Source organism: Pseudomonas sp. AL10 (genome assembly GCF_029960685.1).
GTDB lineage: Bacteria > Pseudomonadota > Gammaproteobacteria > Pseudomonadales > Pseudomonadaceae > Aquipseudomonas > Aquipseudomonas lactis.
Map to the genome: position 1 here is coordinate 213,085 of NZ_JASBQZ010000004.1, position 26,658 is coordinate 239,742.

General features: G+C 59.9%; 29 protein-coding genes. 18 read left to right on the plus strand and 11 right to left on the minus strand.

Translation table 11 applies throughout. The annotated features are described in order from the left end of the window. Positions 1 to 10 precede the first annotated feature (10 nt). From rng to tldD, 4 genes are all read left to right on the plus strand, one after another. Positions 11 to 1,468 carry a ribonuclease G gene (gene rng / locus QK296_RS07230; protein WP_003188562.1) on the plus strand — a complete coding sequence of 486 codons (1,458 nt, stop codon included), beginning with the start codon at positions 11 to 13 and terminating at the stop codon, positions 1,466 to 1,468. A gap of 78 nt (positions 1,469 to 1,546) precedes the next feature. Next, positions 1,547 to 5,362: a YhdP family protein gene (locus tag QK296_RS07235; RefSeq protein ID WP_169855807.1), complete on the plus strand. Its 3,816-nt coding sequence runs from the start codon at positions 1,547 to 1,549 to the stop codon at positions 5,360 to 5,362. 48 nt (positions 5,363 to 5,410) lie between these two features. Further along, positions 5,411 to 6,259 (plus strand): carbon-nitrogen hydrolase family protein, encoded by an 849-nt coding sequence (locus tag QK296_RS07240; RefSeq protein ID WP_003188564.1) that lies wholly within the window; start codon positions 5,411 to 5,413, stop codon positions 6,257 to 6,259. A 16-nt stretch (positions 6,260 to 6,275) separates the two neighbouring features. After that, on the plus strand, positions 6,276 to 7,718 hold the full coding sequence (gene tldD / locus QK296_RS07245; protein WP_003188566.1) for a metalloprotease TldD: 1,443 nt from the start codon (positions 6,276 to 6,278) through the stop codon (positions 7,716 to 7,718). A 45-nt stretch (positions 7,719 to 7,763) separates the two neighbouring features. Here tldD and yjgA read toward each other — a convergent pair whose 3' ends face one another. Continuing rightward, complete coding sequence (gene yjgA, locus QK296_RS07250; RefSeq protein ID WP_003188568.1) at positions 7,764 to 8,285, minus strand: ribosome biogenesis factor YjgA; 522 nt, start codon at positions 8,283 to 8,285, stop codon at positions 7,764 to 7,766. 108 nt (positions 8,286 to 8,393) lie between these two features. Between yjgA and pmbA the strand changes: the two genes are divergently transcribed. The 6 genes from pmbA (at position 8,394) to QK296_RS07280 (ending at position 13,646) form a co-directional block, all read left to right on the plus strand. Then, positions 8,394 to 9,740, plus strand: coding sequence for a metalloprotease PmbA (gene pmbA / locus QK296_RS07255; protein ID WP_003188569.1), 1,347 nt, complete (start codon positions 8,394 to 8,396; stop codon positions 9,738 to 9,740). A 146-nt stretch (positions 9,741 to 9,886) separates the two neighbouring features. After that, positions 9,887 to 10,282, plus strand: a complete 396-nt coding sequence (locus tag QK296_RS07260; RefSeq protein WP_003188570.1) for a hypothetical protein — start codon at positions 9,887 to 9,889, stop codon at positions 10,280 to 10,282. Continuing rightward, positions 10,275 to 11,651: a class II fumarate hydratase gene (locus tag QK296_RS07265; protein WP_003188571.1), complete on the plus strand. Its 1,377-nt coding sequence runs from the start codon at positions 10,275 to 10,277 to the stop codon at positions 11,649 to 11,651. The genes QK296_RS07260 and QK296_RS07265 overlap by 8 nt, the downstream gene beginning before the upstream one ends. Before the next feature lie 27 nt (positions 11,652 to 11,678). Beyond that, entirely contained in the window at positions 11,679 to 12,107 is a 429-nt protein-coding gene (locus QK296_RS07270) for a hypothetical protein (RefSeq protein ID WP_003188573.1), read from the plus strand. 1 nt (position 12,108) lies between these two features. Then, the gene (locus QK296_RS07275; RefSeq protein ID WP_034134872.1) at positions 12,109 to 12,720 is read left to right on the plus strand and encodes a superoxide dismutase; all 612 of its coding nucleotides are present in this window, start codon (positions 12,109 to 12,111) and stop codon (positions 12,718 to 12,720) included. A 32-nt stretch (positions 12,721 to 12,752) separates the two neighbouring features. Then, positions 12,753 to 13,646, plus strand: coding sequence for a ZIP family metal transporter (locus QK296_RS07280; protein ID WP_094774467.1), 894 nt, complete (start codon positions 12,753 to 12,755; stop codon positions 13,644 to 13,646). A 122-nt stretch (positions 13,647 to 13,768) separates the two neighbouring features. On the opposite strand, the gene QK296_RS07285 is transcribed toward QK296_RS07280, so the two are convergent. From QK296_RS07285 to QK296_RS07330, 10 genes are all read right to left on the minus strand, one after another. Further along, positions 13,769 to 14,041, minus strand: a complete 273-nt coding sequence (locus tag QK296_RS07285) for an HPr family phosphocarrier protein (RefSeq protein ID WP_003188577.1) — start codon at positions 14,039 to 14,041, stop codon at positions 13,769 to 13,771. 16 nt (positions 14,042 to 14,057) lie between these two features. Further along, on the minus strand, positions 14,058 to 14,915 hold the full coding sequence (gene rapZ, locus QK296_RS07290; RefSeq protein ID WP_003188578.1) for an RNase adapter RapZ: 858 nt from the start codon (positions 14,913 to 14,915) through the stop codon (positions 14,058 to 14,060). A 2-nt stretch (positions 14,916 to 14,917) separates the two neighbouring features. Then, positions 14,918 to 15,382: a PTS IIA-like nitrogen regulatory protein PtsN gene (gene ptsN, locus QK296_RS07295; RefSeq protein ID WP_003188579.1), complete on the minus strand. Its 465-nt coding sequence runs from the start codon at positions 15,380 to 15,382 to the stop codon at positions 14,918 to 14,920. A gap of 10 nt (positions 15,383 to 15,392) precedes the next feature. Further along, on the minus strand, positions 15,393 to 15,698 hold the full coding sequence (gene raiA / locus QK296_RS07300) for a ribosome-associated translation inhibitor RaiA (RefSeq protein ID WP_003171804.1): 306 nt from the start codon (positions 15,696 to 15,698) through the stop codon (positions 15,393 to 15,395). 75 nt (positions 15,699 to 15,773) lie between these two features. Further along, a complete protein-coding gene (locus tag QK296_RS07305) occupies positions 15,774 to 17,267 on the minus strand; it encodes an RNA polymerase factor sigma-54 (RefSeq protein WP_003188580.1) in 1,494 nt (497 codons plus the stop codon). Positions 17,268 to 17,451: 184 nt separating this feature from the next. Then, positions 17,452 to 18,177, minus strand: coding sequence for an LPS export ABC transporter ATP-binding protein (lptB, locus tag QK296_RS07310; protein WP_003188582.1), 726 nt, complete (start codon positions 18,175 to 18,177; stop codon positions 17,452 to 17,454). Continuing rightward, positions 18,177 to 18,710 carry a lipopolysaccharide transport periplasmic protein LptA gene (lptA, locus tag QK296_RS07315; protein WP_003188584.1) on the minus strand — a complete coding sequence of 178 codons (534 nt, stop codon included), beginning with the start codon at positions 18,708 to 18,710 and terminating at the stop codon, positions 18,177 to 18,179. Before lptA ends, lptB begins: the two co-directional genes overlap by 1 nt. Next, on the minus strand, positions 18,697 to 19,269 hold the full coding sequence (gene lptC / locus QK296_RS07320) for an LPS export ABC transporter periplasmic protein LptC (protein WP_003188586.1): 573 nt from the start codon (positions 19,267 to 19,269) through the stop codon (positions 18,697 to 18,699). Before lptC ends, lptA begins: the two co-directional genes overlap by 14 nt. 8 nt (positions 19,270 to 19,277) lie before the next feature. Then, a complete protein-coding gene (locus tag QK296_RS07325) occupies positions 19,278 to 19,802 on the minus strand; it encodes an HAD family hydrolase (protein WP_003188588.1) in 525 nt (174 codons plus the stop codon). Then, on the minus strand, positions 19,803 to 20,777 hold the full coding sequence (locus tag QK296_RS07330; RefSeq protein WP_003188589.1) for a KpsF/GutQ family sugar-phosphate isomerase: 975 nt from the start codon (positions 20,775 to 20,777) through the stop codon (positions 19,803 to 19,805). It abuts the gene before it with no gap. Positions 20,778 to 21,087: 310 nt separating this feature from the next. Here QK296_RS07330 and QK296_RS07335 point away from each other — a divergent pair, with 310 nt between their 5' ends. The 8 genes from QK296_RS07335 (at position 21,088) to hisG (ending at position 26,614) form a co-directional block, all read left to right on the plus strand. Beyond that, positions 21,088 to 21,897: an ATP-binding cassette domain-containing protein gene (locus QK296_RS07335; protein WP_003188590.1), complete on the plus strand. Its 810-nt coding sequence runs from the start codon at positions 21,088 to 21,090 to the stop codon at positions 21,895 to 21,897. After that, on the plus strand, positions 21,897 to 22,694 hold the full coding sequence (mlaE, locus tag QK296_RS07340) for a lipid asymmetry maintenance ABC transporter permease subunit MlaE (protein ID WP_003188592.1): 798 nt from the start codon (positions 21,897 to 21,899) through the stop codon (positions 22,692 to 22,694). Before QK296_RS07335 ends, mlaE begins: the two co-directional genes overlap by 1 nt. Then, on the plus strand, positions 22,694 to 23,161 hold the full coding sequence (mlaD, locus tag QK296_RS07345; RefSeq protein WP_003188593.1) for an outer membrane lipid asymmetry maintenance protein MlaD: 468 nt from the start codon (positions 22,694 to 22,696) through the stop codon (positions 23,159 to 23,161). The genes mlaE and mlaD overlap by 1 nt, the downstream gene beginning before the upstream one ends. Before the next feature lie 11 nt (positions 23,162 to 23,172). Further along, positions 23,173 to 23,820: an ABC transporter substrate-binding protein gene (locus QK296_RS07350; RefSeq protein WP_094774465.1), complete on the plus strand. Its 648-nt coding sequence runs from the start codon at positions 23,173 to 23,175 to the stop codon at positions 23,818 to 23,820. Next, on the plus strand, positions 23,817 to 24,122 hold the full coding sequence (locus tag QK296_RS07355; protein ID WP_003188596.1) for an STAS domain-containing protein: 306 nt from the start codon (positions 23,817 to 23,819) through the stop codon (positions 24,120 to 24,122). The genes QK296_RS07350 and QK296_RS07355 overlap by 4 nt, the downstream gene beginning before the upstream one ends. A gap of 114 nt (positions 24,123 to 24,236) precedes the next feature. Continuing rightward, positions 24,237 to 24,476, plus strand: a complete 240-nt coding sequence (locus tag QK296_RS07360) for a BolA family protein (protein WP_003188597.1) — start codon at positions 24,237 to 24,239, stop codon at positions 24,474 to 24,476. Between the two features lie 23 nt (positions 24,477 to 24,499). Then, positions 24,500 to 25,765 carry a UDP-N-acetylglucosamine 1-carboxyvinyltransferase gene (gene murA, locus QK296_RS07365; protein ID WP_003188598.1) on the plus strand — a complete coding sequence of 422 codons (1,266 nt, stop codon included), beginning with the start codon at positions 24,500 to 24,502 and terminating at the stop codon, positions 25,763 to 25,765. A 213-nt stretch (positions 25,766 to 25,978) separates the two neighbouring features. After that, complete coding sequence (gene hisG, locus QK296_RS07370) at positions 25,979 to 26,614, plus strand: ATP phosphoribosyltransferase (RefSeq protein ID WP_003188599.1); 636 nt, start codon at positions 25,979 to 25,981, stop codon at positions 26,612 to 26,614. Positions 26,615 to 26,658: the final 44 nt, after the last annotated feature.

Below are 26,658 nucleotides of genomic sequence, written 5' to 3' on the forward strand. Positions count from 1 at the left end.
AGACCCAGCCATGAGTGAAGAGATTCTGATCAATATCACGCCGATGGAATCGCGCGTGGCGGTGGTAGAGAACGGTGTTCTGCAAGAAGTGCATGTCGAGCGCACCCAGAAGCGCGGGATCGTCGGCAATATCTACAAAGGCAAGGTGGTGCGCGTATTGCCGGGCATGCAAGCGGCCTTCGTCGACATCGGCCTGGACCGTGCAGCGTTTATCCATGCCTCGGAAATTTCCCTGCGCGAAGGCCCTGCGGTGGAAAGCATCAGCGCCCTGGTGCACGAAGGCCAGAGCCTGGTGGTGCAAGTCACCAAGGACCCTATCGGTTCCAAGGGCGCCCGCTTGACCACCCAGCTGTCGATTCCCTCGCGCTACCTGGTGTACATGCCGCGCACCGCCCATGTGGGCATTTCCCTGAAGATCGAAGATGAAGCCGAGCGCGAGCGCCTGAAGAAGGTGGTCAGCGACTGCGTCGCCGCCGAGGGCATCAAGGAAGCGGGTGGGTTTATCCTGCGCACCGCCGCAGAAGGCGCTGGCGCGGATGAAATCCTCATGGATATTCGCTACCTGCGGCGCCTGTGGGACCAGATCGACGCACAGATCAAGACCATCGGCGCGCCCAGCGTCATCTATGAAGACCTCGGCCTGGCGCTGCGCACGCTGCGCGACCTGGTCAGCCCGAAGATCGAGAAAATTCGCATCGACTCGCGGGAAACCTTTCAGCGCACCACGCAATTTGTCGCCGAGTTGATGCCAGAAATCGCCGATCGCCTGGAACACTACCCCGGCGAGCGGCCGATATTCGACCTGTATGGCGTTGAAGATGAAATCCAGAAAGCCCTGGAACGCAAGGTGCCACTCAAGTCCGGCGGCTACCTGGTGGTAGACCCGGCAGAAGCCATGACCACCATCGACGTCAATACCGGTGCATTCGTGGGCCATCGCAACCTTGAAGAAACCATCTTCAAGACCAATCTCGAAGCGGCCACGGCTATTGCCCGCCAACTGCGCCTGCGCAACTTGGGCGGCATCATCATCATCGACTTCATCGATATGGAAGATGAAGAGCACCAGCGCCAGGTGCTGCGTACGCTTGAGAAGCAACTGGAACGCGATCACGCCAAGACCAACATCATCGGCATCACCGAGCTGGGCCTGGTGCAGATGACCCGCAAGCGCACGCGCGAAAGCCTTGAGCAGGTACTGTGCGAACCGTGCAGCAGCTGCCAGGGCCGCGGCAAATTGAAGACCCCGGAAACGGTTTGCTACGAGATTTTCCGCGAGATCCTGCGCGAGGCACGCGCCTACCAGGCCGAAGGTTATAGAGTACTTGCCAATCAGAAGGTGGTGGATCGCCTGCTGGACGAAGAGTCCGGTAACGTCGCCGAACTGGAAAGTTTTATCGGTCGCACCATTCGCTTCCAGGTCGAAACCATGTATTCACAGGAACAATACGACGTGGTGTTGCTCTGATCCCCAGCTGTGCACTTTCTTCGAGACCGGCAGACCTTGATCTGCCGTCCGCTAACTGTTTTTTGAGGGTCGCCTGACATGGAGCGTCTGATACGCTTTTTTGCCGCTTTGACCCGTTGGGGCCTGGGCCTGTGCGCCTTGTTGCTGGTATTGGCAGCGGTGTACGTGAGCCTGGGGCGCGAACTCACCCCGCTGGTGGCCGAATACCGCGCCGAAGTCGAAGCCAAGGCTCAGGCGGCGCTGGAGACGCCGCTGCATATCGGTAGCCTTGAAGGCCGCTGGAGCGGGTTTGCCCCGGTATTGCTGGCTCACGACGTCATGGTCGGCGAGGGTAGCAGTGCCTTGCGCCTGGATCAGGTGGAAGTGGTGCCGGATATATGGGCCAGCCTGTTGGCCCGCGAAGTGCGCATCGCTCATCTGCAAGTCAGTGGCCTGCAACTGAGTGTCAAGGAAGACCAGGACGGCCGCTGGACCCTGCAAGGCTTGCCGGTGCAGGACGACCAGCCGTTGGACCCGCAGCAACTGCTGACGCGCATGCAAATGGTCAAGCGCGTGTCGGTGCTGGACAGCCAGGTGACCCTGCAACCGTTCGACCAGGCGCCGGTGACCGTGACCTATGTGGGCCTGAGCCTGCATACCGGCATGAGCCAGCAGCGTCTGGACGCTCGCCTGACCTTGCCCGATGGCCAACCGTTGGCCGTCAGCCTGCGTAGCCGCATTCGCGCCAGCCAGTGGCAAGACGCTGAGGTCGATGCCTACCTGAGCCTGCCGCAAAGCGACTGGGCCAAGTGGATTCCCGCGAGGCTGACCCAGCAATGGAAGCTGACGCAATTGAAGGCCGGCGGCGAGTTGTGGCTCAGTTGGGCCAAGGGTACGGTGCAAAGCGCGGCGGTACGCCTCAATTCGCCCCAAGTGAAGGGCAGCTACGCCGACCGTAAGCCGGTACACCTTGAAAACCTGGCCCTGAGCGCCTACCTGCAGCGCAGTGACACTGGCCTCAAGGTGCTGTTCGATTCCCTGGCGATGAACATTGGCGAAACCCGTTGGGAGTCGCGTCTGCAATTGCAGCAAAGCCTGGCCACCGACAAGGAGCAGGAAGTGTGGAAGTTGCAGGCCGATCGTCTCGACCTCACTCCCATCACACCGCTGCTCAACGCCTTGGCACCGCTGCCGGACGGCTTTGCCAAGGCCGTCGAACACCTCAAAGCCACCGGCCTGTTACGCAATGTGCTGGTGGACTTCCGACCACAAGACACCACTGACCGCAAACTCAGTTTTGCCGCCAACCTGGAGCGTGTCGGCTTCGATGCCTACTTTGGCGCGCCGGCCGCACGCAATGTGTCCGGCAGCATCAGTGGCGACCTGGGCCAGGGCGAGTTGCGCATGGACAGCAAGGACTTTTCCTTGCATCTGTATCCGATCTTCGCCAAACCTTGGCAGTACATCCAGGCCAATGCGCGCCTGACCTGGAAGCTGGACAAGCAAGGCTTCACCCTGATTGCCCCGTATATCAAGGTACTGGGCGAGGAAGGCAAGGTGGCGGCGGACTTCCTGATTCGCCTGCATTTCGACCACAGCCAGGAAGACTACATGGACCTGCGGGTCGGCATGGTCGATGGCGATGGCCGTTTCACTCCCAAGTACCTACCGGCCGTGTTGAGCCCGGCGCTGGATGAATGGCTGCGCACGGCGATCCTCAAGGGCGCGGTGGACGAAGGCTTCTTCCAGTACCAGGGTTCGCTCAGCCACAATGCGCTGCCGGCGTCGCGCAATATCAGCCTGTTCTTCAAGGTGCATGATGCCGAACTGGCCTTCCAGCCCGGCTGGCCTCATGTGAACAAGGTCAATGGTGAAGTGTTCGTCGAGGAAAGCGGCGTACGCATCCTGGCGAGCAAGGGCCAGTTGCTCGACACCCAGGTCAAGGATGTCTACGTCAATATCCCCCACGCCCCAGCGGGCGGGGACAGTCATCTGCTGCTCACGGGCGGGTTCTCCGGCGGTTTGGGCGACGGCCTGAAGATCCTTCAAGAAGCCCCTATCGGCACGGCGCCTACGTTCGCCGGTTGGAAAGGCGAGGGCGACCTGCAAGGTAGCCTGGACTTGGACGTACCGCTGGCCAAAGGCACTGAGCCCAAGATCGTGGTGGACTTCAAGACCGACAAGGCGCGCCTGCAATTGGCGGAACCGCCCCTGGAACTGACCCAGCTCAAGGGTGATTTTCGCTTCGACAGCGCCAAGGGCCTGAGCGGGCAGAAGATTTCGGCCCAGGCGTTCGACCGCCCCATCACGGCGCAGATTTTTGCCGAAGGCAAGCCGGGCAATATCAGCACTCGCGTGACCGCCAATGGTCAGGTCACCGTCAAGCGCCTCACGGACTGGTTGAAAATCAGCCAGCCGTTGCCGTTCTCCGGCGATATTCCCTACCAGTTGCAAGTGATCCTCGACGGCGCAGACAGCCAGTTAATGGTCAATTCCAACCTCAAGGGTGTCGCGGTGGACCTGCCGGCACCGTTCGGCATGCCGGCCAGCCAGGGACGTGACAGCACCTTTCGCATGACTTTGCAGGGCGCTGAGCGCCGTTACTGGTTTGATTACGGCGAGCTGGCTAACTTCACCTTTGCTGCGCCGCCGGACAAGTTCAATGATGGCCGCGGCGAACTGTTCCTAGGCGATGGTGATGCCGTGCTGCCGGGGGCCAAGGGCCTGCGCATTCGTGGCGTGCTGTCGGAACTGGATATCGATCCCTGGAAGAAACTTGTGGATCGCTACGCGGGCAATGATCCAGGTGGCAATGCCAAGCAACTGCTCAGCGGTGCGGACTTCAAAGTGGGCAAGCTGACCGGGTTTGGTACCCAGTTTGACCAGGTCAGCTTGCAGCTCGATCGCAAACCAGCGGCCTGGGGCCTGCAACTCGATAGCCAGCAAGCCAAGGGCGCGGTGAACCTGCCGGACGCCAAAGGCGCGCCGATTGCGGTCAACCTCAAGTATGTGAAATTGCCTGCGCCAGACCCGACCGCGCAGGCGGACGAAAACGCGCCGGACCCGCTGGCCGATATCGACCCAAAAAGCATTCCGGCGCTGGATATTGCCGTCGACCAGTTGTTCCAGGGCTCGGACCTGATCGGCGCCTGGTCGCTGAGGATCCGCCCCACCGCCAAGGGCCTGGCCTTCAATAACCTCGACCTGGGCCTCAAGGGCATGCTGCTCAAGGGCGCCGGGGGTTGGGAAGGTGCGCCAGGCGCCAGCAGCAGTTGGTACAAGGGCCGCCTTGATGGCCGCAACATTGCCGACGTGCTCAAGGGCTGGGGCTTTGCGCCTACGGTGACCAGCGAAGACTTTCATCTGGACGTGGATGGCCGCTGGCCGGGTTCGCCGGCCTGGGTCGGGCCCAAGCGCTTTTCCGGCAGCCTGGATGCTGCGTTCCGTAAAGGTCAGTTCGTCGAAGTGGAGGGCGGGGCCCAGGCATTGCGAGTGTTTGGCCTGCTTAACTTCAACTCCATTGGCCGGCGTTTGCGTTTGGACTTTTCCGACTTGTTCGGCAAGGGTTTGAGTTATGACCGGGTCAAAGGCTTGTTGGCCGCCAGTAATGGTGTGTTCGTGACCCGCGAGCCCATCACCATGACCGGGCCTTCCACCAATCTTGAGCTTAACGGCACCCTGGATCTGGTTGCCGATCGCGTCGACGCCAAGTTGCTGGTCACCTTGCCTGTGACCAACAACCTGCCGATTGCAGCGCTGATTGTCGGCGCGCCGGCCATTGGCGGTGCGCTGTTTTTGATCGACAAGCTGATCGGTGACCGGGTTTCGCGCTTTGCCAGTGTGCAATACAAGGTGCAGGGCCCTTGGAAGGATCCGAAAATCACCTTCGACAAGCCATTTGAAAAGCCAAACTGAGAGCCTGTGGAGTAGCATGGCCCCATGCCCTGTATGGAGTGTCGGCCCATGTCCTTTGCGGTAATTCAAATGGTCAGCCAGAGTGACGTGCTGGCCAACCTCGCCCAGGCGCGTCGCCTGCTGGAACAGGCGGCGGCCGGCGGCGCGAAACTCGCGGTGCTGCCAGAGAATTTCGCCGCCATGGGGCGCCGCGATGTGGCCGACATTGGCCGCGCCGAGGCGTTGGGCCAAGGGCCTGTGCTGCCCTGGTTGAAACAGGCCGCCCGCGACCTCACCTTATGGATAGTGGCCGGCACATTGCCGTTGCCGCCCCAGGACCAGCCCCACGCCAAACCCAATGCTTGCTCGCTGCTGATCAACGATCAGGGTGAAATCGTCGCTCGCTACGACAAACTCCATCTGTTTGATGTGGACGTAGCGGATGCTCGCGGTCGTTATCGCGAATCTGACGACTATGCTTTCGGTAACCAGGTGGTGGTGGCGGATACGCCGGTGGGCCGTGTGGGGTTGACGGTGTGTTACGACCTGCGTTTCCCGGAGCTGTACAGCGAGTTGCGCGCGGCGGGGGCTGAACTGATTACCGCGCCTTCGGCTTTCACGGCGGTGACCGGGGCTGCGCACTGGGATGTGCTTATTCGTGCGCGGGCCATTGAAACCCAGTGCTACTTGCTGGCGGCCGCCCAGGGTGGTGTGCATCCAGGGCCACGGGAAACTTTTGGCCACGCAGCGATTGTCGACCCTTGGGGCCGAGTGCTGGCGCAACAGGATCAAGGCGAAGCGGTGTTACTGGCCGAACGCGATAGCAGTGAACAGGCGTCGATACGGGCGCGCATGCCGGTGGCCAATCACCGGCGCTTTTTCTCGCAGGGCGCGCAGCGGCCTGCTTCAGAACGATGAATTTAAGGCCAAACCTATGAGCGAGTTGTTGTCCTCAGTCAGTGATCACCTCCTGGCACCCGGTGGCGTGACCATCGAAAGCCTGCAAACCGTGCTCGGCGATCTGGCCGGGCCGGGTATCGATGCGGCTGACCTGTATTTCCAGGGGCAGATTTCCGAGTCATGGGCGCTGGAAGATGGGATCGTCAAGGAAGGCAGTTTCAACCTTGACCAGGGCGTAGGCGTTCGCGCGCAATCGGGTGAGAAGACCGGCTTTGCCTACAGCAATGCGATCACCCTGGAGGCCTTGGGCCTGGCGGCGCGTGCCGCCCGTTCGATTTCCCGTGCCGGCCAGAATGGCACGGTGCAGGCATTCAGTACCCAGGACGTGGCCCAGTTGTATGCGCCGGATAACCCCTTGGAAGTGATCAGCCGTGCGGAAAAAGTCGAGCTGCTCAAGCGTATCGACGCAGCTACCCGCGCTCTGGACCCGCGTATCCAGCAAGTGACCGTAAGCATGGCCGGCGTGTGGGAGCGCATCCTCGTGGCGTCCACCGACGGTGGGCTGGCGGCGGATGTGCGGCCGCTGGTGCGTTTCAATGTGAGCGTGATCGTCGAACAGAACGGGCGCCGCGAGCGCGGTGGCCATGGCGGCGGCGGGCGCACCGACTACCGTTATTTCCTCGCTGACGACCGTGCCATGGGCTATGCCCGTGAGGCGCTGCGCCAGGCATTGGTCAACCTGGAGGCGATACCGGCACCGGCCGGCACCTTGCCGGTGGTGCTGGGCTCGGGTTGGTCTGGCGTGTTGCTCCACGAAGCCGTGGGCCATGGCCTGGAAGGCGATTTCAACCGCAAGGGCAGTTCCGCCTATAGCGGGCGCATGGGCGAAATGGTTGCGTCCAAGCTGTGCACCATTGTCGATGACGGCACCCTGGCCGGCCGCCGTGGTTCGCTGAGTGTCGATGACGAAGGTACGCCGACCGAATGCACCACCCTGATCGAGAACGGCGTGCTCAAGGGCTACATGCAAGACAAGCTCAACGCCCGCCTGATGGGCGTGGCGCGCACCGGTAATGGTCGCCGTGAATCCTATGCGCACCTGCCAATGCCGCGTATGACCAACACCTACATGCTCGGTGGCCAAAGCGATCCGGCAGAAATCATTGCCTCGGTCAAACGCGGTATCTACTGCGCCAACCTCGGCGGCGGCCAGGTTGATATCACCAGCGGCAAGTTCGTGTTCTCCACCAGCGAGGCGTACCTGATCGAAGACGGCAAGATTACCGCGCCGGTCAAAGGGGCGACGTTGATTGGTAACGGGCCGGAAGCCATGAGCAAAGTGTCGATGGTCGGTAACGACCTGTCGCTGGACAGCGGCGTGGGCACGTGCGGCAAGGATGGGCAGTCGGTGCCGGTAGGTGTCGGCCAGCCAACCTTGAAAATTGATGCGATTACCGTGGGTGGCACGGGATCGTAGGAACCGGAGCTTCGGGTGGCGAAGACCGCCACCCGGGGAAGAGGATCAGCGCAGGCCGCGTTGAGTCTCGTCCAGCTCACGGATGTACTTGAAGATTTTACGGCTGGTGGCTGGCGCCTTGTTATGCGCCAGCTCGTGCTGAGCCTGACGGATCAGGGAGCGCAATTGCTGGCGGTCCGCGTCCGGGTAGTCCAGTACGAATTTCTCCAGCACCGCGTCATCGCCCGAGATCAGGCGGTCACGCCAACGTTCCAGGTTGTGGAAGCGTTCGTTGTACTGGCGAGTGGAGGCATCGGTTTGATCGAGCAAAGTCAGAATGGCGTCAATGTCTTGATCGCGCATCAGTTTGCCGATAAACGAGATGTGCCGTTTACGCGCGATATTCGCGGTGTGCTTGGGCGCATCGGCCAGGGCCCGACGCATTTCGTCGGTCAGTGGCAGTTTGGCAACCAAATCCTTTTTGAGCGTTGTAAGGCGCTCGCCAAGGTCAACCAGAGCATGCAGCTCGCGTTTGACCTGGGTTTTGCTTTTCTCCCCATCGAGGGAGTCGTCGTAAGAATCAACCATGGTGGCAGTCCGCAAAGAAACGCCGCCATGATAACCAGTCGGGGGCCGCTTGTCCGGCCCGGTCGCTCGATGGCCATTACCGAAAGCAGAATTTGAGTGGAGAAAACCATGAGTGCAGCCCAAAGCGTCGGTCCACAAGCGTTACCGGCACTGCAGGAACAAGTCGAGCAGATCCTTGCCGAGGCCAAGCGCCAGGGGGCCAGCGCCTGTGAAGTGGCGGTGTCGCTGGAGCAAGGGTTGTCGACTTCGGTGCGCCAGCGGGAAGTGGAAACGGTTGAATTCAATCGTGACCAAGGGTTTGGCATTACCTTGTATGCGGGCCAGCGCAAAGGCTCGGCCAGCACTTCCGCCAGTGGCCCTGAGGCAATTCGCGAGACCGTCGCCGCAGCACTGGCGATTGCCAAGCACACCTCCGAGGATGAAAGCTCGGGCCTGGCCGACAAGGCGCTGATGGCCAAGGAGGTGCAGGATTTTGACCTGTTCCATGCCTGGGATATCACCCCTGAGCAAGCCATCGAGCTGGCGCTGACCTGCGAAGCGGCAGCCTTCGATGCCGATGCCCGCATCAAGAATGCGGACGGCACCACCTTGAGCACCCATCAGGGTTGTCGCGTCTACGGCAACAGCCATGGCTTTATCGGTGGTTATGCCTCCACGCGTCACAGCCTCAGTTGCGTGATGATTGCCGAAGCCAACGGGCAGATGCAGCGTGATTACTGGTACGACGTAAACCGCCAAGGCGATTTACTGGCAGACCCTGCAAGCATTGGCCAGCGTGCGGCGCAACGGGCTGCGAGCCGCCTGGGCGCGCGCCCGGTGCCGACCTGCGAAGTGCCTGTGCTGTTTTCCGCAGAGTTGGCCGGTGGTTTATTCGGCAGCTTCCTGGGGGCGATTTCAGGAGGCAACCTGTATCGCAAGTCTTCGTTCCTGGAAGGCGCCATCGGCCAGAAGCTGTTTCCTGAGTGGCTGACCATCGACGAGCGCCCGCATTTGATGCGCGCCATGGGCAGTTCGTCGTTCGACGGCGATGGCTTGGCGACCTATGCCAAGCCGTTTGTCGAGAAAGGTGAGCTGGTGTCTTATGTGCTGGGCACTTATGCCGGTCGCAAGTTGGGCCTGCCCAGTACCGCCAACGCGGGGGGCGTTCATAACCTGTTCGTGACCCATGGCGATGAAGACCAGGCCGCGTTGTTGCGGCGTATGGGGCGTGGGTTGCTGGTGACTGAATTGATGGGCCATGGCCTGAACATGGTCACCGGTGACTACTCGCGCGGTGCGGCGGGCTTCTGGGTGGAGAACGGCGAAATTCAGTTCGCCGTCCAGGAAGTGACCATCGCCGGCAATATGCGCGATATGTTCAAGCAGATCGTTGCCGTGGGTAACGACCTGGAACTGCGCAGCAATATCCGTACGGGTTCGGTGCTGATCGAACGCATGACGGTCGCTGGCAGCTAATCCTCCAGCACGTCCTCAAAAGGCGCGCCATCGCAAGATGGCGCGCCTTTTTTATTGCAGCTCTTTTCGCAGGATCAATAGGCCACTCTTGTTTTGATTCTCAATATCATTTAATAATAAATATCATTACCGAGTGAGTGTGGCTCATGAGTTCTGTCCTGCATGAGGATCCCTATCTGGAAAGCTGGCGTTGGATGAGCCGCCAGATTCGCTGTGGCCTGGATCCCAATGAACCCCGCCTGATCGAGCATTACCTGAACGAAGGTCGGTACCTGGCGTGTTGCACCGCAACCCATCCGTGGACGATCGCCGAAACCTCATTCCGCTTGTTGATCGACACCGCCGCTGATGTCGCCTTGCCCTGGCATTGGCGCTCCCTGTGCCTGGACCAGGCCTGGCGACCACTGCGCGACCTGGAAAAACTCTCCCACTGTGCCTGCCGCCTCAAGCGCTGGCAGACCTTTGCCTGGCAATTGGCGAGCTGCGAATTACTGCCTTCGATTTCCGTTTCTGACTTGGTGCAAGGATCTAATGATGAGTAACACCCGTATCGAACGCGACAGCATGGGCGAACTGCATGTGCCGCAAGAAGCTTTGTATGGCGCACAAACACAGCGTGCGGTGAACAACTTTCCGATCAGTCATCAACCCATGCCGGCGCAATTCATCCGCGCCCTGATCCTGGCCAAGACCGCCGCCGCGAGGGTCAACGTCGACCTCAAGCAAATCAGCGAAGGGCAGGGCAAGGCCATTGTCGATGCCGCCCAAGGCCTGCTGGAAGGCGACTACATGCAACACTTCCCGGTGGATATCTTCCAGACCGGCTCCGGCACCAGCTCCAACATGAACGCCAACGAAGTGATCGCGACGCTTGCCAGCCGTTTGCTGGGCGAGGCGGTTAACCCCAACGATCATGTGAATTGCGGCCAGAGCAGCAACGACATCATCCCCACCACCATCCACGTCAGTGCCGCGTTGGTGCTGCATGAGCAAACGCTGCCGGCCCTGCTGCATCTGGTGCAGGTCATCGAGCAAAAAGCCGAGGCAGTTCACCCGTTCATCAAGACCGGCCGCACGCATTTGATGGACGCCATGCCGGTGCGCATGAGCCAGGTGCTCAACGGCTGGGCGCAGCAGCTCAAGGCCAATATCGGCCACTTGCAGGACCTGCTGCCGGCGCTGCAAGCACTGGCACAGGGCGGCACGGCGGTCGGTACCGGGATCAACGCGCACCCCGAGTTTGCCGGGCGCTTCAGCCAGCAACTGAGCCTTTTGACCGGGGTGAAGTTCACCCCTGGCAAGAACCTGTTCGCGCTGATTGGCTCCCAGGACACCGCCGTTGCAGTCTCTGGCCAGTTGAAAGCCACGGCGGTGTCACTGATGAAGATCGCCAATGACCTGCGCTGGATGAACTCCGGCCCATTGGCTGGCCTCGGTGAAATCGAACTGGAGGCGCTGCAGCCGGGCTCGTCGATCATGCCGGGCAAGGTCAACCCGGTCATCCCGGAAGCGACCGCCATGGTGGCTGCCCAGGTCATCGGCAATGACACAGTGATCACCGTGGCCGGCCAATCGGGCAACTTCGAGCTGAATGTGATGCTGCCGATCATTGCCCAGAACCTGCTCAGCAGCCTGGAGTTGCTGGCCAATGCCAGCCGGTTGCTGGCGGACAAGGCCATTGCCAGCTTCAAGGTCAACGAACCCAAGCTCAAGGAAGCGCTGTCACGCAATCCCATCCTGGTCACCGCACTTAACCCGATCATCGGCTACCAGAAAGCCGCTGAAATCGCCAAGAAGGCGTATCAGCAAGGCCGCCCGGTGATCGAGGTCGCCCTCGAACACACCGACCTGCCGCGCAGCCAACTGGAAGTCCTGCTGGACCCGGAAAAGCTCACGGCTGGCGGCGTGTAATCAACGACCCTGCTTTGGAGGCTCACCATGGAGCACTGGAAACGCACGATCGAACGGGCCAATCGCTGCTTTATGGCGGGTGAGCTGGTTGACGCTCGCGAGGCCTATCTGCAAGCCCTGGCCCTGGCCCAAGTGTTGTTCGAACGCTGGGCGGATGCTGACGAAGCGGTGGCCGCTTGCGTCATTTCCCATCACAACCTGGCAGACCTGCACTTGCGTCTGAACCAGCCTGAGGAAAGCGCGGAATACCTGTGCGCTATTCATCAGCGCCTTTTGCAGACCATGCAGGACCCGCGCCTCAGCCCGTCATTGCGCGAGGCCGCGCTGCGCCAGAGCAGCAAGACCTACGTCGAGCTGCTGAATTTCATCAGCGATCACGGCGAATACCCACGCACTCATCGGCTACTGGGCAGTGCTGCGACGCCAACGTCCACGTCCCACTATGGAGCACATTGATATGACCTATACCTTGCCGGCCTTGCCTTACGCCTACGACGCCCTCGAGCCGCATATCGACGCGCAAACCATGGAAATTCACTACACCAAGCACCACCAGACCTACATCAATAACCTCAATGCTGCGGTCGAGGGCACTGAGTTCGCCGGCTGGCCGGTGGAGAAGCTGGTGTCCAGCGTCCAAACATTGCCGGAGAAATTACGCGCTGCCGTGGTCAACCAAGGAGGCGGGCATGCGAACCACTCGTTGTTCTGGGCAGTCATGTCACCGACAGGGGGCGGCAAACCCGATGGCGCGCTGGGTAAGGCTATCGACGAGCAATTGGGTGGTTTCGACAGCTTCAAGGAGGCGTTTACCAAGGCGGCATTGACGCGTTTCGGCAGCGGCTGGGCCTGGTTGAGCGTTACCCCACAGAAAACGCTGGTGGTGGAAAGCAGCGGCAACCAGGACAGCCCGCTGATGAGCGGCAATACACCCATCCTCGGTCTGGACGTCTGGGAACACGCTTACTACCTGCAATATCAAAACCGACGACCCGAGTACATCAATGCCTTTTACAGCGTCATCAACTGGCCGGAAGTTGCCGCGCGCTATCAGGCGGCCTTGGCCTGACACTCACTCCATAACAAGATCTAAGGCCGACTATGGGCACTCAAACACTGGCGATCGGTAGCGTACGAATGTTTCGTTATGCGTTTGGCACGCTGCTGCTATTGGCAGGTACTGCGTTATTGGTGGCCCATGGGCTGGCCTGGTTGAACCTGGAACCGCGCATTCTGCGTGCTTTGCAGGGCGGGGCGATCTGCGCGCTCGGCACCGCGCTGGGGGCGGTGCCGGTGTTGGTGATTCGGCGCATGCCGATGGCGCTGAGCGATACCCTGCTGGGCTTTGGGGCTGGTGTGATGCTGGCGGCGACCGCGTTTTCCCTGGTCGTGCCGGGTATCGCGGCTGCTGAAAGCCTGGGGCTGTCACCCTGGGGCGCCGGTGGCCTGATCAGCTTCGGCATCATGCTCGGAGCGTTCGGCCTGTACCTGGTGGACCGCAAGGTCTCTGGCGCCAGCCCGGAAATGCTGGTGGGTACAGCGGATAAGCCGGTTATCCCGCCGCGTATTTGGTTATTCGTGTTTGCCATCATTGCGCACAACATTCCTGAAGGCATGGCTGTGGGTGTTTCTGCGGGCGGAGGCATGGCGGATGCCGATAGTCTCGCCATGGGCATTGCCCTGCAGGATGTACCTGAAGGGTTGGTGATTGCGTTGGTATTGGCTGGGGCGGGAATGTCGCGGGTCAAAGCCTTCCTGATTGGCGCTGCATCAGGCTTGGTTGAACCGGTATTTGCGGTGCTTTGCGCATGGCTGGTGAGCCTTGCAGAAGTGTTGTTGCCGTTGGGTCTGGCGCTGGCCGCTGGGGCGATGTTGCTGGTGGTGACTCATGAAGTCATCCCCGAATCGCGCCGCAATGGCCATGAAAAGCTCGCCAGCCTTGGGCTGTGCCTCGGGTTTTGCCTGATGATGGTGATGGATACGGCGTTGGGCTGAGGATGGCTTTATCTATGTAGGAGCGAGCTTGCTCGCGAAGAACGCAAGAGCACCGCGTTAAACAACGATGCCCGCGTTATCGTTGACGTTTTTCGCGAGCAAGCTCGCTCCTACAGTAGGGGTTACTCGCCTTCGTCGAAATAGTTGTTGATCAACTCGACCAGCGCGGCCATTGCTTCGTCTTCTTGCTCACCTTCGGTGCTCAGGTGGATCTTGGTGCCTTTCCCGGCCGCCAACATCATCATCGCCATGATGCTCTTGCCATCGACCATGGACTCTGGCGTACGCCCAGCACGGATCTGGCAGGGGAACTGCCCGGCCACGCCGACGAATTTAGCCGACGCCCGGGCGTGCAGGCCCAGCTTGTTGATGATTTCAATTTCCAGAGCAGGCATCGCGCAGGTGTTCCTTTCAACTCAGGTCGCGGTGGCGAACCTGGACGTTCTTGAGGGTTTGTTGCAGCACCTGGCCCAGCCGTTCAGTCAAATAGACCGAGCGGTGGTGGCCGCCGGTGCAGCCAATGGCAATGGTGACATAGGCCCGATTGCTGGCGGCAAAGCGCGGCAACCATTTGAGCAGGTAGCTGGAGATATCCTGGAACATCTCTTCTACGTCCGGTTGTGCGGCCAGGTAGTCGACCACAGGCTGGTCCAGCCCCGACTGATCACGTAATTCCGGCTTCCAGTAAGGATTGGGCAGGCAGCGAACATCGAACACTAGGTCGGCGTCTACCGGCATGCCGCGCTTGAAGCCAAACGACTCGACCAGAAACGCCGTCCCCGGCTCAGGCTGGTTCAGCAGGCGCAGCTTGATCGCATCGCGAAGCTGATACAGGTTCAGGTTGGTGGTGTTGATCTTCAGGTCGGCCAGGTCAATGATCGGCCCCAGCAGTTTGGTCTCGTCCTCGATGGCTTCGGCCAGAGAGCGGTTGGCACTGCTGAGGGGGTGGCGTCGACGGGTTTCGGAGAACCGCTTGAGCAGGGTTTCTTCGTCGGCATCCAGGTACAGCACATCGCAATGAATGTGCTTGGCACGCACTTCTTCCAGCAGTTCCGGGAACCGCGAGAGGTGGCTGGGCAGGTTGCGCGCATCAATCGAGACAGCCACAAGTGGCTGTGCCAATTCGGTATGGATCAATGCACGTTCCGCCAGCTCTGGCAGCAGGCCGGCTGGCAGGTTGTCGATGCAATAGAAGCCGTTGTCCTCAAGCACATTGAGGGCGGTGCTCTTACCCGAGCCGGAGCGACCGCTGACGATGATCAAACGCATGATTACTGCCCGTTTTGTTCATCCAGGACAACTTGGTACAACGCTTCATTGCTGGAGGCGCTGCGCAGTTTGTCGCGTACATCCTTGCGGTCCAGCATGCTGGCGATCTGCCGGAGCAGTTCCAGGTGCGCATCGGTGGCGGCTTGCGGGACCAGCAGAACGAACAGCAGGTCAACCGGGGCACCGTCGATGGCGTCGAAGTCGATGGGTTTTTCCAAGTGCAGCAGAGCGCTGACCGGGGTATCGCAGCCTTCGAGACGGCAGTGAGGAATGGCGATGCCGTTGCCAAAACCGGTCGAGCCGAGTTTTTCACGGGCGATCAGGGCTTCGAAAACATCTTGCATCTCCAGCTCAGGCACTTGGCTGCTGATCAGGTTGGCAATTTGTTCGAGGGCGCGCTTTTTACTGCCGCCCGGCACGTTCACGAGGGAGCGGCCGGGGGTCAGGATGGTTTCAAGTCGGATCATGGGGGGAGAGTTAACGACCTGTACCTTGCATCAGGTGCAGATTCTTTTCCTTATGCTTTATGAGTTGGCGGTCGAGCTTGTCGTAGAGCGAGTCGATTGCCGCGTACATATCTTCATGTTCCGCATTGGCGACGAGCTTGGCATTCGGTACGTGCAGGGTGGCCTCGATTTTCTGCTTGAGCTTATCGACCTCCATGATGACCTGCACGTTGGTGATCTTGTCAAAATGCCCCGCAAGCTTGTTCAGTTTGCTCTCGGTGTATTCACGCAGGGGCTTGGTGACTTCCAGCTGGTGTCCACTGATGTTGACTTGCATACAGCTTCTCCTTCGTTGCCAGTGCATAAAGCGGTGGGCAGGAATACCCACCACTGGAACGCTGTGGCCCGCCCGTCACATCAAACGCTTACGCTCGCTGGAAGGCGCGATCCCTAGGGACTCGCGGTACTTGGCGACGGTTCGACGGGCGACCTGAATGCCTTGTGCCTCCAGTAAACCAGCGATCTTGCTGTCACTCAACGGCTTTTTCTGATTTTCCGCGGCAACCAGTTTTTTGATGATCGCGCGGATCGCCGTGGACGAGCATTCGCCGCCTTCGGAGGTGCTGACGTGGCTGGAGAAAAAGTATTTCAGCTCATAAATACCCCGTGGGGTATGCATGAATTTCTGCGTGGTGACCCGGGAAATCGTCGATTCGTGCATACCGACGGCTTCGGCGATGTCGTGCAGCACCAGAGGCTTCATGGCCTCGTCGCCGTATTCCAGGAAACCGCGCTGGTGCTCGACGATCTGGGTCGCGACTTTCATCAGGGTTTCGTTGCGGCTTTGCAGGCTCTTGATGAACCACCGCGCTTCCTGCAACTGGTTGCGCATGAAGGTGTTATCGGCGCTGGTGTCAGCGCGGCGCACAAAACCGGCGTACTGCGGGTTGACCCGCAGACGCGGTACCGACTCCTGGTTCAGCTCCACCAGCCAGCGTTCGTTGTCCTTGCGCACGATGACGTCGGGGACCACGTATTCGGCTTCGCTGGATTCGATCTGCGAGCCCGGACGCGGGTTGAGGCTTTGCACCAGCTCGATGACCTGGCGCAAGTCATCTTCCTTGAGCTTCATGCGGCGCATCAGTTGGCTGTAGTCGCGACTGCCCAACAGGTCGATGTAGTCACTGACCAGCCGTTGCGCTTCGGTGAGCCATGGCGTCTTGGCCGGCAGTTGGCGCAGTTGCAGCAACAGGCACTCGCTGAGCGTGCGGGCACCAATGCCGGCGGGTTCGAATTGCTGGATGCGGTGCAGGACGGCTTCGATTTCGTCCAGTTCGATGTCCAGTTCCGGGTCGAAGGCCTCGAGGATCTCGTCGAGGGTTTCGTCCAGGTAGCCCTGGTTGTTGATGCAGTCGATCAGGGTGACCGCGATCAGGCGATCGGTATCGGACATCGGCGCCAGGTTCAGTTGCCACAACAAGTGGCTCTGCAGGCTCTCGCCCACCGACGTACGGGTGGTGAAGTCCCACTCGTCGTCATCGTTGCTCGGCAGGCTGCTGGCGCTGGTCTGGTAGACGTCTTCCCATGCGGTGTCCACGGGAAGCTCGTTGGGAATGCGTTCATTCCAGTCGCCTTCCTCCAGGTTGTCCACCGTCGGGGCGGTTTCCTGATAGGAGGGTTCCTGCACGTCGGGATTGGGTTTTTGCTCGATGTTGTCGGCCAGCGGATCTGCGTTGTCGAAGTCGTCGCCTTCTTCCTGGCGTTCGAGCATCGGATTGGACTCCAAGGCCTCCTGGATTTCCTGTTGCAGGTCCAGGGTCGACAATTGGAGCAGGCGGATGGCCTGTTGCAGCTGCGGTGTCATCGTCAGCTGCTGGCCCATTCTCAGGACTAGCGATGGTTTCATGGCAGGGGCTTAACACCTTATTCGCCGGCGCAATGCGCCATCCACGACAGGGCGCGTGAGCGCCAAACATAAGCAAATTATATGCCTGATCTCGGGGCCTTTGCCTAGAGCGCGGTAACAATAAAAAAACCGAGGTTTCTATTGACTCCCGCGCGCTCAAGGGAAAAGCGCGATACCCCTGTGTTTACAGGCGGAACTCGTGACCCAGGTACACTTCCTTCACCAGCTCGTTAGCCAGGATCGTCTCGGCATCGCCTTCGGCAATCAGCTGACCATCGTTGACGATATAAGCGGTTTCGCAGATATCCAGGGTCTCGCGTACGTTGTGGTCCGTGATCAGCACCCCAATGCCCTTGGCCTTGAGGTGATGGATGATCTGCTTGATGTCACCCACCGAAATCGGGTCGACACCGGCGAAGGGTTCATCCAGCAGGATGAATTTCGGCGCAGTCGCCAGGGCGCGAGCGATTTCCACGCGGCGACGCTCACCACCGGACAAGCTCATGCCGAGGTTGTCGCGAATGTGGTTGATGTGGAATTCCTGCAACAGGCTTTCCAGCTCCTGGCGGCGGCCATCGCGATCAAGTTCCTTGCGGGTCTCGAGGATCGCCATGATGTTGTCGGCTACCGACAGTTTGCGGAAGATCGACGCTTCCTGGGGAAGATAGCCGATACCTGCCCGTGCACGGCCGTGCATGGGTTGGTGGCTGACGTCCAGGTCGTCGATCAATACACGACCCTGGTCTGCCTGGACCAGCCCGACGATCATATAGAAGCAGGTGGTTTTGCCGGCACCGTTAGGGCCTAGCAGGCCGACGATCTGGCCGCTGTCGATCGACAGGCTGACGTCGCGTACCACCTGGCGGCTTTTATAGGCCTTGGCCAGATGCTGGGCTTTCAGGGTTGCCATTACTCGGCCTTCTTCTTCGGCTGGATAACCATGTCGATGCGTGGGCGGGGTGCGGTGACCTTGTTGCCGTTGGCGCGACCGGCGTTAGCGATCTGCTTCACGGTGTCATAGGTGATTTTTTCACCTTCCGTGGAGTTGCCGTCCGGGCTCAGCACCTTGGCCTGGTCAATCAGTACGATGCGATTCTGCTGGGCGTGATACTGGATAGTCTTGCCGTAGCCCTTCATCGGGCCGGTGTCGGTGGCGGACTGTTTCTGCTCGAAATAAGCCAGGTTGCCCACCGACGTCACCACGTCAATGTCGCCTGCCGGGGTGCGCGTCAGGGTCACCGTGTTGCCGGTTATCTTCATCGACCCTTGGGTGATGATTACGCCGCCGGTGTAGGTGGCGACACCTTTCTTGTCATCGAGCTGCGCATCGTCAGCCGAGATGTGGATCGGTTGCTGGCTATCGTTCGGCAGAGCCCAGGCGCTCACGCTTCCCAGTGCTGCGCCCAGACCGAGCAAAATAGGGAGGGTTTTAACGAGCCTCATACTGTCCTCTTACGTTCGATAGCAGGTGTATCCTGCTTTCTTTCAAATACGCTTTCATTCCCTTGCCAGTCGATACACCGCCAGCGCCGTCGATTCTAACGTCTTGCTCGGTCTGCGCATATTGCTTCTGTGGGAATACGGTCATGCGACTGCTGGTAATGATGGTGTCGCGGTTCTGCGCGTCTGTACGTGCGACGCGAACCGAGTCGATCAGTTCAACTTCGGTGCCGTCCGCGTTCACTTCGCCACGCTTGCTGGTGACGTGCCAGGGAAATTCGGTGCCGCGATACAGGTTCAGGTCCGGATTGGTCAGCAGGCTAACGTCGGCTACCTTCAAGTGTTCGACCTTGTCCGACGTCAATTCATACTGCACCTTGCCGTCGGGCAGGTACTGAATGCTGTAGGCATTGGTGGCGTAATAGTCGATAAGGCCTTCGTCAACCTGCGCAACAGGCTTGTCGAGAAAGCGCTCCGGGCTGATATTCCAGTAGCCCACCGCCAGGAGCAGCGCGGCGATGACCCCGAATAACAGGAAGTTGCGAATCTTTTTGCTCAGCATATAACGCTCTATAGGTAGGCGGCGTGGGCCGCTTCAAGACTGCCCTGGGCACGCAGGATCAACTCGCAGAACTCGCGGGCGGCACCTTCGCCGCCACGGGCGGTGGTGATGCCATGGGCGTGTTCGCGCACAAACGCTGCGGCATTCGCGACGGCCATGCCCAGGCCCACCCGGCGAATCACCGGCAGGTCTGGCAGGTCGTCGCCCAGATAGGCGACCTGTTCATAGCTTAGGTTGAGTTGGCCAAGAAGCTCGTCCAGCACCACCAGTTTATCCTCGCGGCCCTGATACAGGTGAGGAATACCGAGGTTTTGTGCGCGGCGTTCCACAACCGGTGTTTTTCGACCGCTGATAATTGCGGTTTGCACGCCCGCTGCCATCAGCATCTTGATGCCTTGGCCGTCGAGGGTGTTGAAGGTCTTGAATTCGCTGCCGTCTTCGAGGAAGTACAGGCGGCCATCCGTCAGCACGCCGTCAACGTCGAAAATCGCCAGTTTGATGTTTTTACCGCGTTGCATCAGGTCGCTGGTCATTTACATCACTCCTGCGCGCAGCAAGTCGCCAAGGTTAAGGGCCCCGATCGGCCGATCATCGTGGTCGACCACGATCAGTGCGCCTATCCGGTGGTCCTCCATGATCTTCAACGCTTCAGCCGCGAGCATTTCGGCGCGCGCGGTCTTGCCGTGAGGGGTCATCACGGCGTCGATGGTGGCGGTGTGGATATCAATGGTGCGGTCCAGGGTGCGACGCAGGTCGCCGTCGGTGAAGATCCCGGCCAGCCGACCATCGGTCTCGACGATGGCGGTCATGCCCAAGCCCTTGCGGGTCATTTCCATCAGCGCATCCCGCAGCAGGGTGCCGCGTGGAACGCTCGGCAATTCTGTGCCGCTGTGCATCACATTTTCCACTTTCAGCAACAGGCGACGGCCCAGTGCACCACCGGGATGGGAAAACGCGAAGTCTTCAGCGGTAAACCCGCGAGCCTCCAGCAGTGCCACCGCCAGGGCATCGCCCATCACCAGTGCGGCGGTGGTGGAGGAGGTGGGCGCCAGGTTCAGCGGGCAGGCCTCGTGGGCCACGTGCACGTTCAGGTTGACGTCGGCGGCCTTGGCCAGCGTTGACTCAGGGTTGCCTGTGAGGCTGATCATCTGGATGCCCAGGCGCTTGATCAGCGGCAACAGGGTCACGATTTCGTTGGTGGTGCCGGAGTTGGACAGCGCCAAAATCACGTCATCCTTGGTGATCATGCCCATGTCGCCGTGGCTGGCTTCGGCCGGGTGCACGAAAAACGCCGTGGTCCCGGTGCTCGCCAAGGTCGCGGCGATCTTGTTGCCAATGTGGCCGGACTTGCCCATGCCGACCACCACAACGCGGCCCTTGCTGGCCAGAATCATCTCGCAGGCGCGCACGAAATCCGCGTCGATATGCGCCAGCAAGCCTTCTACGGCTTCAAGCTCAAGGCGTATGGTGCGTTGTGCGGATTGAATAAGGTCGCTGGATTGGCTCATGTCTGAAATCGTATAGCCTGACGAAAAGTCGGCGATTATAGCGGTAATGATCGATTCCCTCACGCAAGTTCGTCAGGCTTTGTGCGCGGGATAACTGAAAAGCACCTTCGGTAACATAGCAAGCAACGTTTTTTCCCTGTCTCAAATCTGAACCAGCGCTGTTCCGGCCTTGGGCGCTCTGTACCAGCAGTGATATAGTTCGCCGCCAGTTCGGTCCGCCCAACCCATGTGCCTTACTATTGCGCATCAGTTGAAAACCAAAGTCGCACACATGGTGTCTGAGTGAAAGGCTGCATCCCAAGGAGATTAGATGAGTGCCGATAACGCCTACGCGGTCGAGCTGAAGGGTCTTACCTTCAAGCGCGGGACGCGCAGCATCTTCAATAACGTCGATATTCGCATTCCTCGCGGCAAGGTCACGGGCATCATGGGGCCTTCCGGTTGCGGCAAGACCACCCTGTTGCGCCTGATGGGCATGCAATTGCGCCCCAGTGCCGGGGAAGTGTGGGTCAACGGCCAGAACCTGCCGACGCTGTCGCGCAGCGATCTGTTCGATGCGCGCAAGCACATGGGCGTGCTGTTCCAGAGCGGCGCGCTGTTCACCGACCTCGATGTGTTCGAAAACGTGGCCTTCCCGCTGCGGGTGCACACCCAGCTGTCCGACGAGATGATTCGTGACATCGTGTTGCTGAAACTGCAGGCCGTGGGCCTTCGCGGTGCCATCGACCTGATGCCGGACGAGTTGTCCGGCGGCATGAAGCGCCGTGTCGCCCTGGCACGGGCCATCGCCCTCGACCCACAGATCCTCATGTACGACGAGCCATTCGTGGGCCAGGACCCGATCGCCATGGGCGTGTTGGTGCGCCTGATCCGCCTGCTCAACGATGCACTGGGGATCACCAGTATCGTGGTGTCCCACGACCTGGCCGAAACCGCGAGCATTGCCGACTACCTGTATGTAGTAGGTGATGGTCAGGTGCTGGGGCAGGGTACGCCTGAAGAGTTGATGAATGCCGATAACCCGCGTATTCGCCAATTCATGACCGGCAACCCCGATGGCCCGGTGCCTTTTCACTTTCCGGCAGCGGACTACCGCTCAGATCTTCTGGGGAAGCGCTGATGCGCAAGACATCTCTTATCGAGAAGGTTCGCCTTTTCGGTCGCTCGGGCATCGACATCGTCGAAGTGCTGGGGCGTTCGACCATTTTCCTGTTCCACGCCTTGCTGGGGCGCGGCGGCATCGGCGGCGGCTTTGGCCTGCTGGTCAAGCAGCTGCACTCGGTGGGGGTGATGTCCCTGGTGATCATCGTGGTCTCCGGCGTGTTCATCGGCATGGTGCTGGCGCTGCAGGGTTTCAATATCCTCTCCAGCTACGGCTCGGAGCAGGCGGTAGGGCAGATGGTGGCCCTGACCCTGTTGCGCGAGCTTGGCCCCGTGGTCACCGCCTTGTTGTTCGCGGGGCGTGCAGGTTCGGCGCTGACGGCTGAAATCGGCAATATGAAGTCCACCGAGCAGCTGTCCAGCCTGGAAATGATCGGCGTGGACCCGCTCAAGTACATTGTTGCCCCGCGCCTGTGGGCCGGCTTCATTTCCCTGCCATTGCTGGCGATGATCTTCAGCGTGGTGGGTATCTGGGGCGGTTCGTGGGTGGCGGTTGACTGGCTGGGGGTCTACGACGGCTCCTACTGGGCCAACATGCAAAACAGCGTGACCTTCACCGGTGACGTGCTCAACGGCATCATAAAGAGCATTGTCTTTGCCTTTGTGGTGACCTGGATTGCCGTATTCCAAGGCTATGACTGTGAGCCCACCTCAGAAGGGATCAGTCGTGCCACTACCAAGACCGTTGTGTACGCCTCGCTGGCGGTACTGGGCCTTGACTTCATTTTGACCGCCTTGATGTTTGGAGATTTCTGATGCAAAACCGCACTGTGGAAATCGGTGTCGGCCTTTTCTTGCTGGCTGGCATCCTGGCTTTACTGTTGTTGGCCCTGCGAGTCAGCGGCCTTTCGGCCAGCCCTACCGCCGATACCTATAAACTTTACGCGTACTTCGACAATATCGCCGGTTTGACGGTCAGATCCAAAGTGACCATGGCCGGTGTCACCATCGGCAAGGTCACGGCAATCGATCTGGATCGCGACAGCTTTACCGGTCGGGTGACGATGCAACTGGACAAGAAGGTAGATAATCTGCCGACTGACTCCACAGCATCTATCCTCACTGCGGGGTTGCTGGGCGAGAAGTACATCGGTGTCAGCGTGGGCGGGGAAACAGCCCTGCTCAAGGATGGTTCGACCATCCACGACACACAGTCGTCGCTGGTGCTTGAAGACCTGATCGGAAAATTTTTGCTCAATACGGTCAATAAAGACGCCAAATGAGGAATCTGTTCATGATCTCTACCTTGCGACGTGGCCTGCTGGTACTGCTTGCAGCATTGCCGATGATGGCCAACGCGGCAGGTTCTGCCCACGATTTGGTGCAGGACACCACCAGCAGAATGCTGGCTGACCTCAAGGCTAACAAAGAACAGTACAAGCAAGACCCTTCCAAGTTCTACAACGCGCTCAACACGATCGTTGGCCCTGTGGTCGATGCTGAAGGTATTTCCAAAAGCATCATGACGGTCAAGTATTCGCGCAAGGCTACGCCTGCGCAGATGCAGACGTTCCAGGAAAACTTCAAGAAGGGCCTGTTCCAGTTCTACGGTAACGCTCTGCTGGAATACAACAACCAGGGCATTGTCGTTGATGCGCCCAAGGACGAGTCGGGCGACCGTGCTGAAGTCGGGATGAAAGTCTCCGGCAGCAATGGCGCCGTGTACCCAGTGTCCTACACCCTGACGAAGATCAACGGCGAGTGGAAACTGCGCAACGTGATCATCAACGGTATCAACATCGGCAAGCTGTTCCGTGATCAGTTCGCCGACGCAATGCAGCGCAATGGCAACGACCTGGACAAGACCATCAATGGTTGGGCCGGTGAAGTGGCCAAGGCCAAGGAAGAAACCGACAAAGCTGCCGGGAAGCCTGCGCAATGACCGAGTCGGCTGTTCGTATCGGCGATGCCGGCGAGCTGTTCCTCAGCGGCGTGCTGGATTACCGCACCGGGCCTGACCTGCGCAAGCAGGGCCAGGCGCTGATCAAGGCCAGCAAGGCGCCAGAACTGGTGCTCGATTGCTCGGCGGTGACCAAGTCCAGCAGTGTTGGCCTGTCGTTGTTGCTGTGCTTCATGCGTGATGCCGAGGCGGCGAAAAAACCGGTCAGCATCCGTGCGTTGCCAGAAGACATGCGCGAAATTGCCGAAGTTTCCGGTTTGACCGAGCTGTTGGCGCATCCTTAATACACATTATTAAAGAAGCCCCCCGTCAGAGTCCTGCTATGCGGGGTTCGCAGGCGCGGGGCTTTTTTGTATGATGTGCGACCCGTGCGCACTGGGCGCCGATAGAGGTTGAGCATGCAGGCCCTAGAAGTTAAGAGCTTCCTTGAAGGAAAGCTGCCGGAAACGACTGTAGAAGTTGAAGGCGAAGGCTGCAATTTCCAGCTGAACGTGATTAGCGATGAACTGGCGGCATTGAGCCCGGTCAAGCGTCAGCAGCAGATCTATGCCCATTTGAACCCATGGATCACCGATGGCAGCATCCATGCGGTCACTATGAAATTTTTCAGCCGCGCGGCCTGGGCCGAGCGCACCTGAGCCCCCAAGGCGTCGAGATTCTTATGGATAAATTGATTATTACCGGCGGTGCCCGCCTTGATGGCGAGATCCGCATTTCCGGTGCGAAAAACTCTGCCTTGCCGATCCTGGCAGCGACCCTGCTGTGCGATGGCCCGGTGACTGTGGCCAACCTGCCGCACCTGCACGACATCACCACCATGATCGAACTGTTCGGTCGCATGGGCATTGAGCCGGTGATCGACGAGAAGCTGGCGGTCGAAATCGACCCGCGCACCATCAAGACCTTGATCGCCCCGTACGAACTGGTGAAAACCATGCGTGCGTCGATCCTGGTGCTGGGCCCGATGGTTGCCCGTTTCGGCGAAGCCGAAGTGGCCTTGCCTGGCGGTTGCGCCATTGGTTCGCGTCCGGTCGACCTGCACATCCGTGGCCTTGAGGCCATGGGCGCAGTCATCGACGTCGAAGGCGGCTACATCAAGGCCAAGGCGCCGGAAGGCGGCCTGCGTGGCGCGAACTTCTTCTTCGATACCGTCAGCGTCACCGGTACCGAGAACATCATGATGGCTGCTGCCCTGGCCAACGGTCGCAGCGTGCTGCAGAACGCCGCGCGCGAGCCGGAAGTGGTCGACCTGGCCAACTTCCTCAACGCCATGGGCGCCAAAGTTTCCGGCGCTGGCACCGACACCATCACTATTGATGGTGTAGAGCGTCTGCACACCGCCACTTACAAAGTCATGCCTGACCGCATCGAGACCGGCACCTACCTGGTTGCCGCTGCCGTGACCGGTGGCCGCGTGAAGGTCAAGGACACCGATCCGACCATCCTTGAAGCCGTACTGGAAAAACTCAAGGAAGCCGGCGCAGAGATCACCACTGGCGAAGACTGGATCGAGCTGAACATGCACGGCAAGCGGCCAAAAGCTGTCAACGTGCGTACCGCTCCGTACCCGGCGTTCCCGACCGACATGCAAGCGCAGTTCATCTCCCTGAACGCAATTGCCGAAGGCACCGGTGCCGTGATCGAGACCATCTTCGAAAACCGCTTCATGCACGTGTATGAACTGCACCGCATGGGCGCCAAGATCCAGGTCGAAGGCAACACCGCTATCGTTACCGGCATCGACAAGCTCAAGGGCGCGCCAGTCATGGCCACCGACCTGCGTGCTTCGGCCAGCCTGGTGATCTCGGCGCTGTGCGCCGAAGGCGACACCCTGATCGACCGCATCTACCACATAGACCGTGGTTATGAGTGCATCGAAGAGAAACTGCAGATGCTCGGCGCGAAGATTCGCCGCGTACCGGGCTAGTCCCCGCTGCCCTGTAGGAGCGAGCTTGCTCGCGAAGGCCTCATGTGCACCGCGTTGACTCTGAATAAACGCGTTATCGTTGACGTTCTTCGCGAGCAAGCTCGCTCCTACAAACACTGGTTTGTTTCAAATCGAGGCTGTCATGGCCTCGATCTGTGTCTGGCGCCGTTTGTGACCGGACAGCAATAGCCTGATGAAGGACTGACATTTCCCATGTTGACCATCGCACTGTCCAAGGGCCGCATCCTTGACGACACGTTGCCGCTTCTGGCTGAAGCGGGCATCGTGCCGACCGAGAATCCGGACAAGAGCCGCAAGCTAATCATCCCCACGACCCAGGACGACGTGCGCCTGCTGATCGTGCGGGCTACCGACGTGCCGACCTACGTTGAACATGGCGCCGCCGACCTGGGTGTTGCCGGCAAGGACGTGCTGATGGAATACGGCGGCCAGGGCCTGTACGAGCCCCTGGACCTGCGCATCGCCCTGTGCAAACTGATGACCGCCGGCCGCGTCGGTGACGTCGAGCCCAAGGGCCGCCTGCGGGTCGCCACCAAGTTCGTCAACGTTGCCAAGCGCTACTACGCCGAACAAGGCCGTCAGGTCGATATCATCAAGCTCTACGGCTCCATGGAGCTGGCGCCGCTGATTGGCCTGGCCGACAAGATCATCGACGTGGTCGACACCGGCAACACCCTGCGTGCCAACGGTCTGGAACCCCAGGATTTCATCGCTGACATCAGCTCCCGCCTGATCGTCAACAAAGCATCGATGAAGATGCAGCATGCCCGTATTCAGGCGTTGATCGACACCCTGCGCAAGGCAGTGGAGTCTCGACACCGCGGTTGACTCACCCGCGTAGCTGAAGAGCTACGCCCGTCTATCCGCCTCAT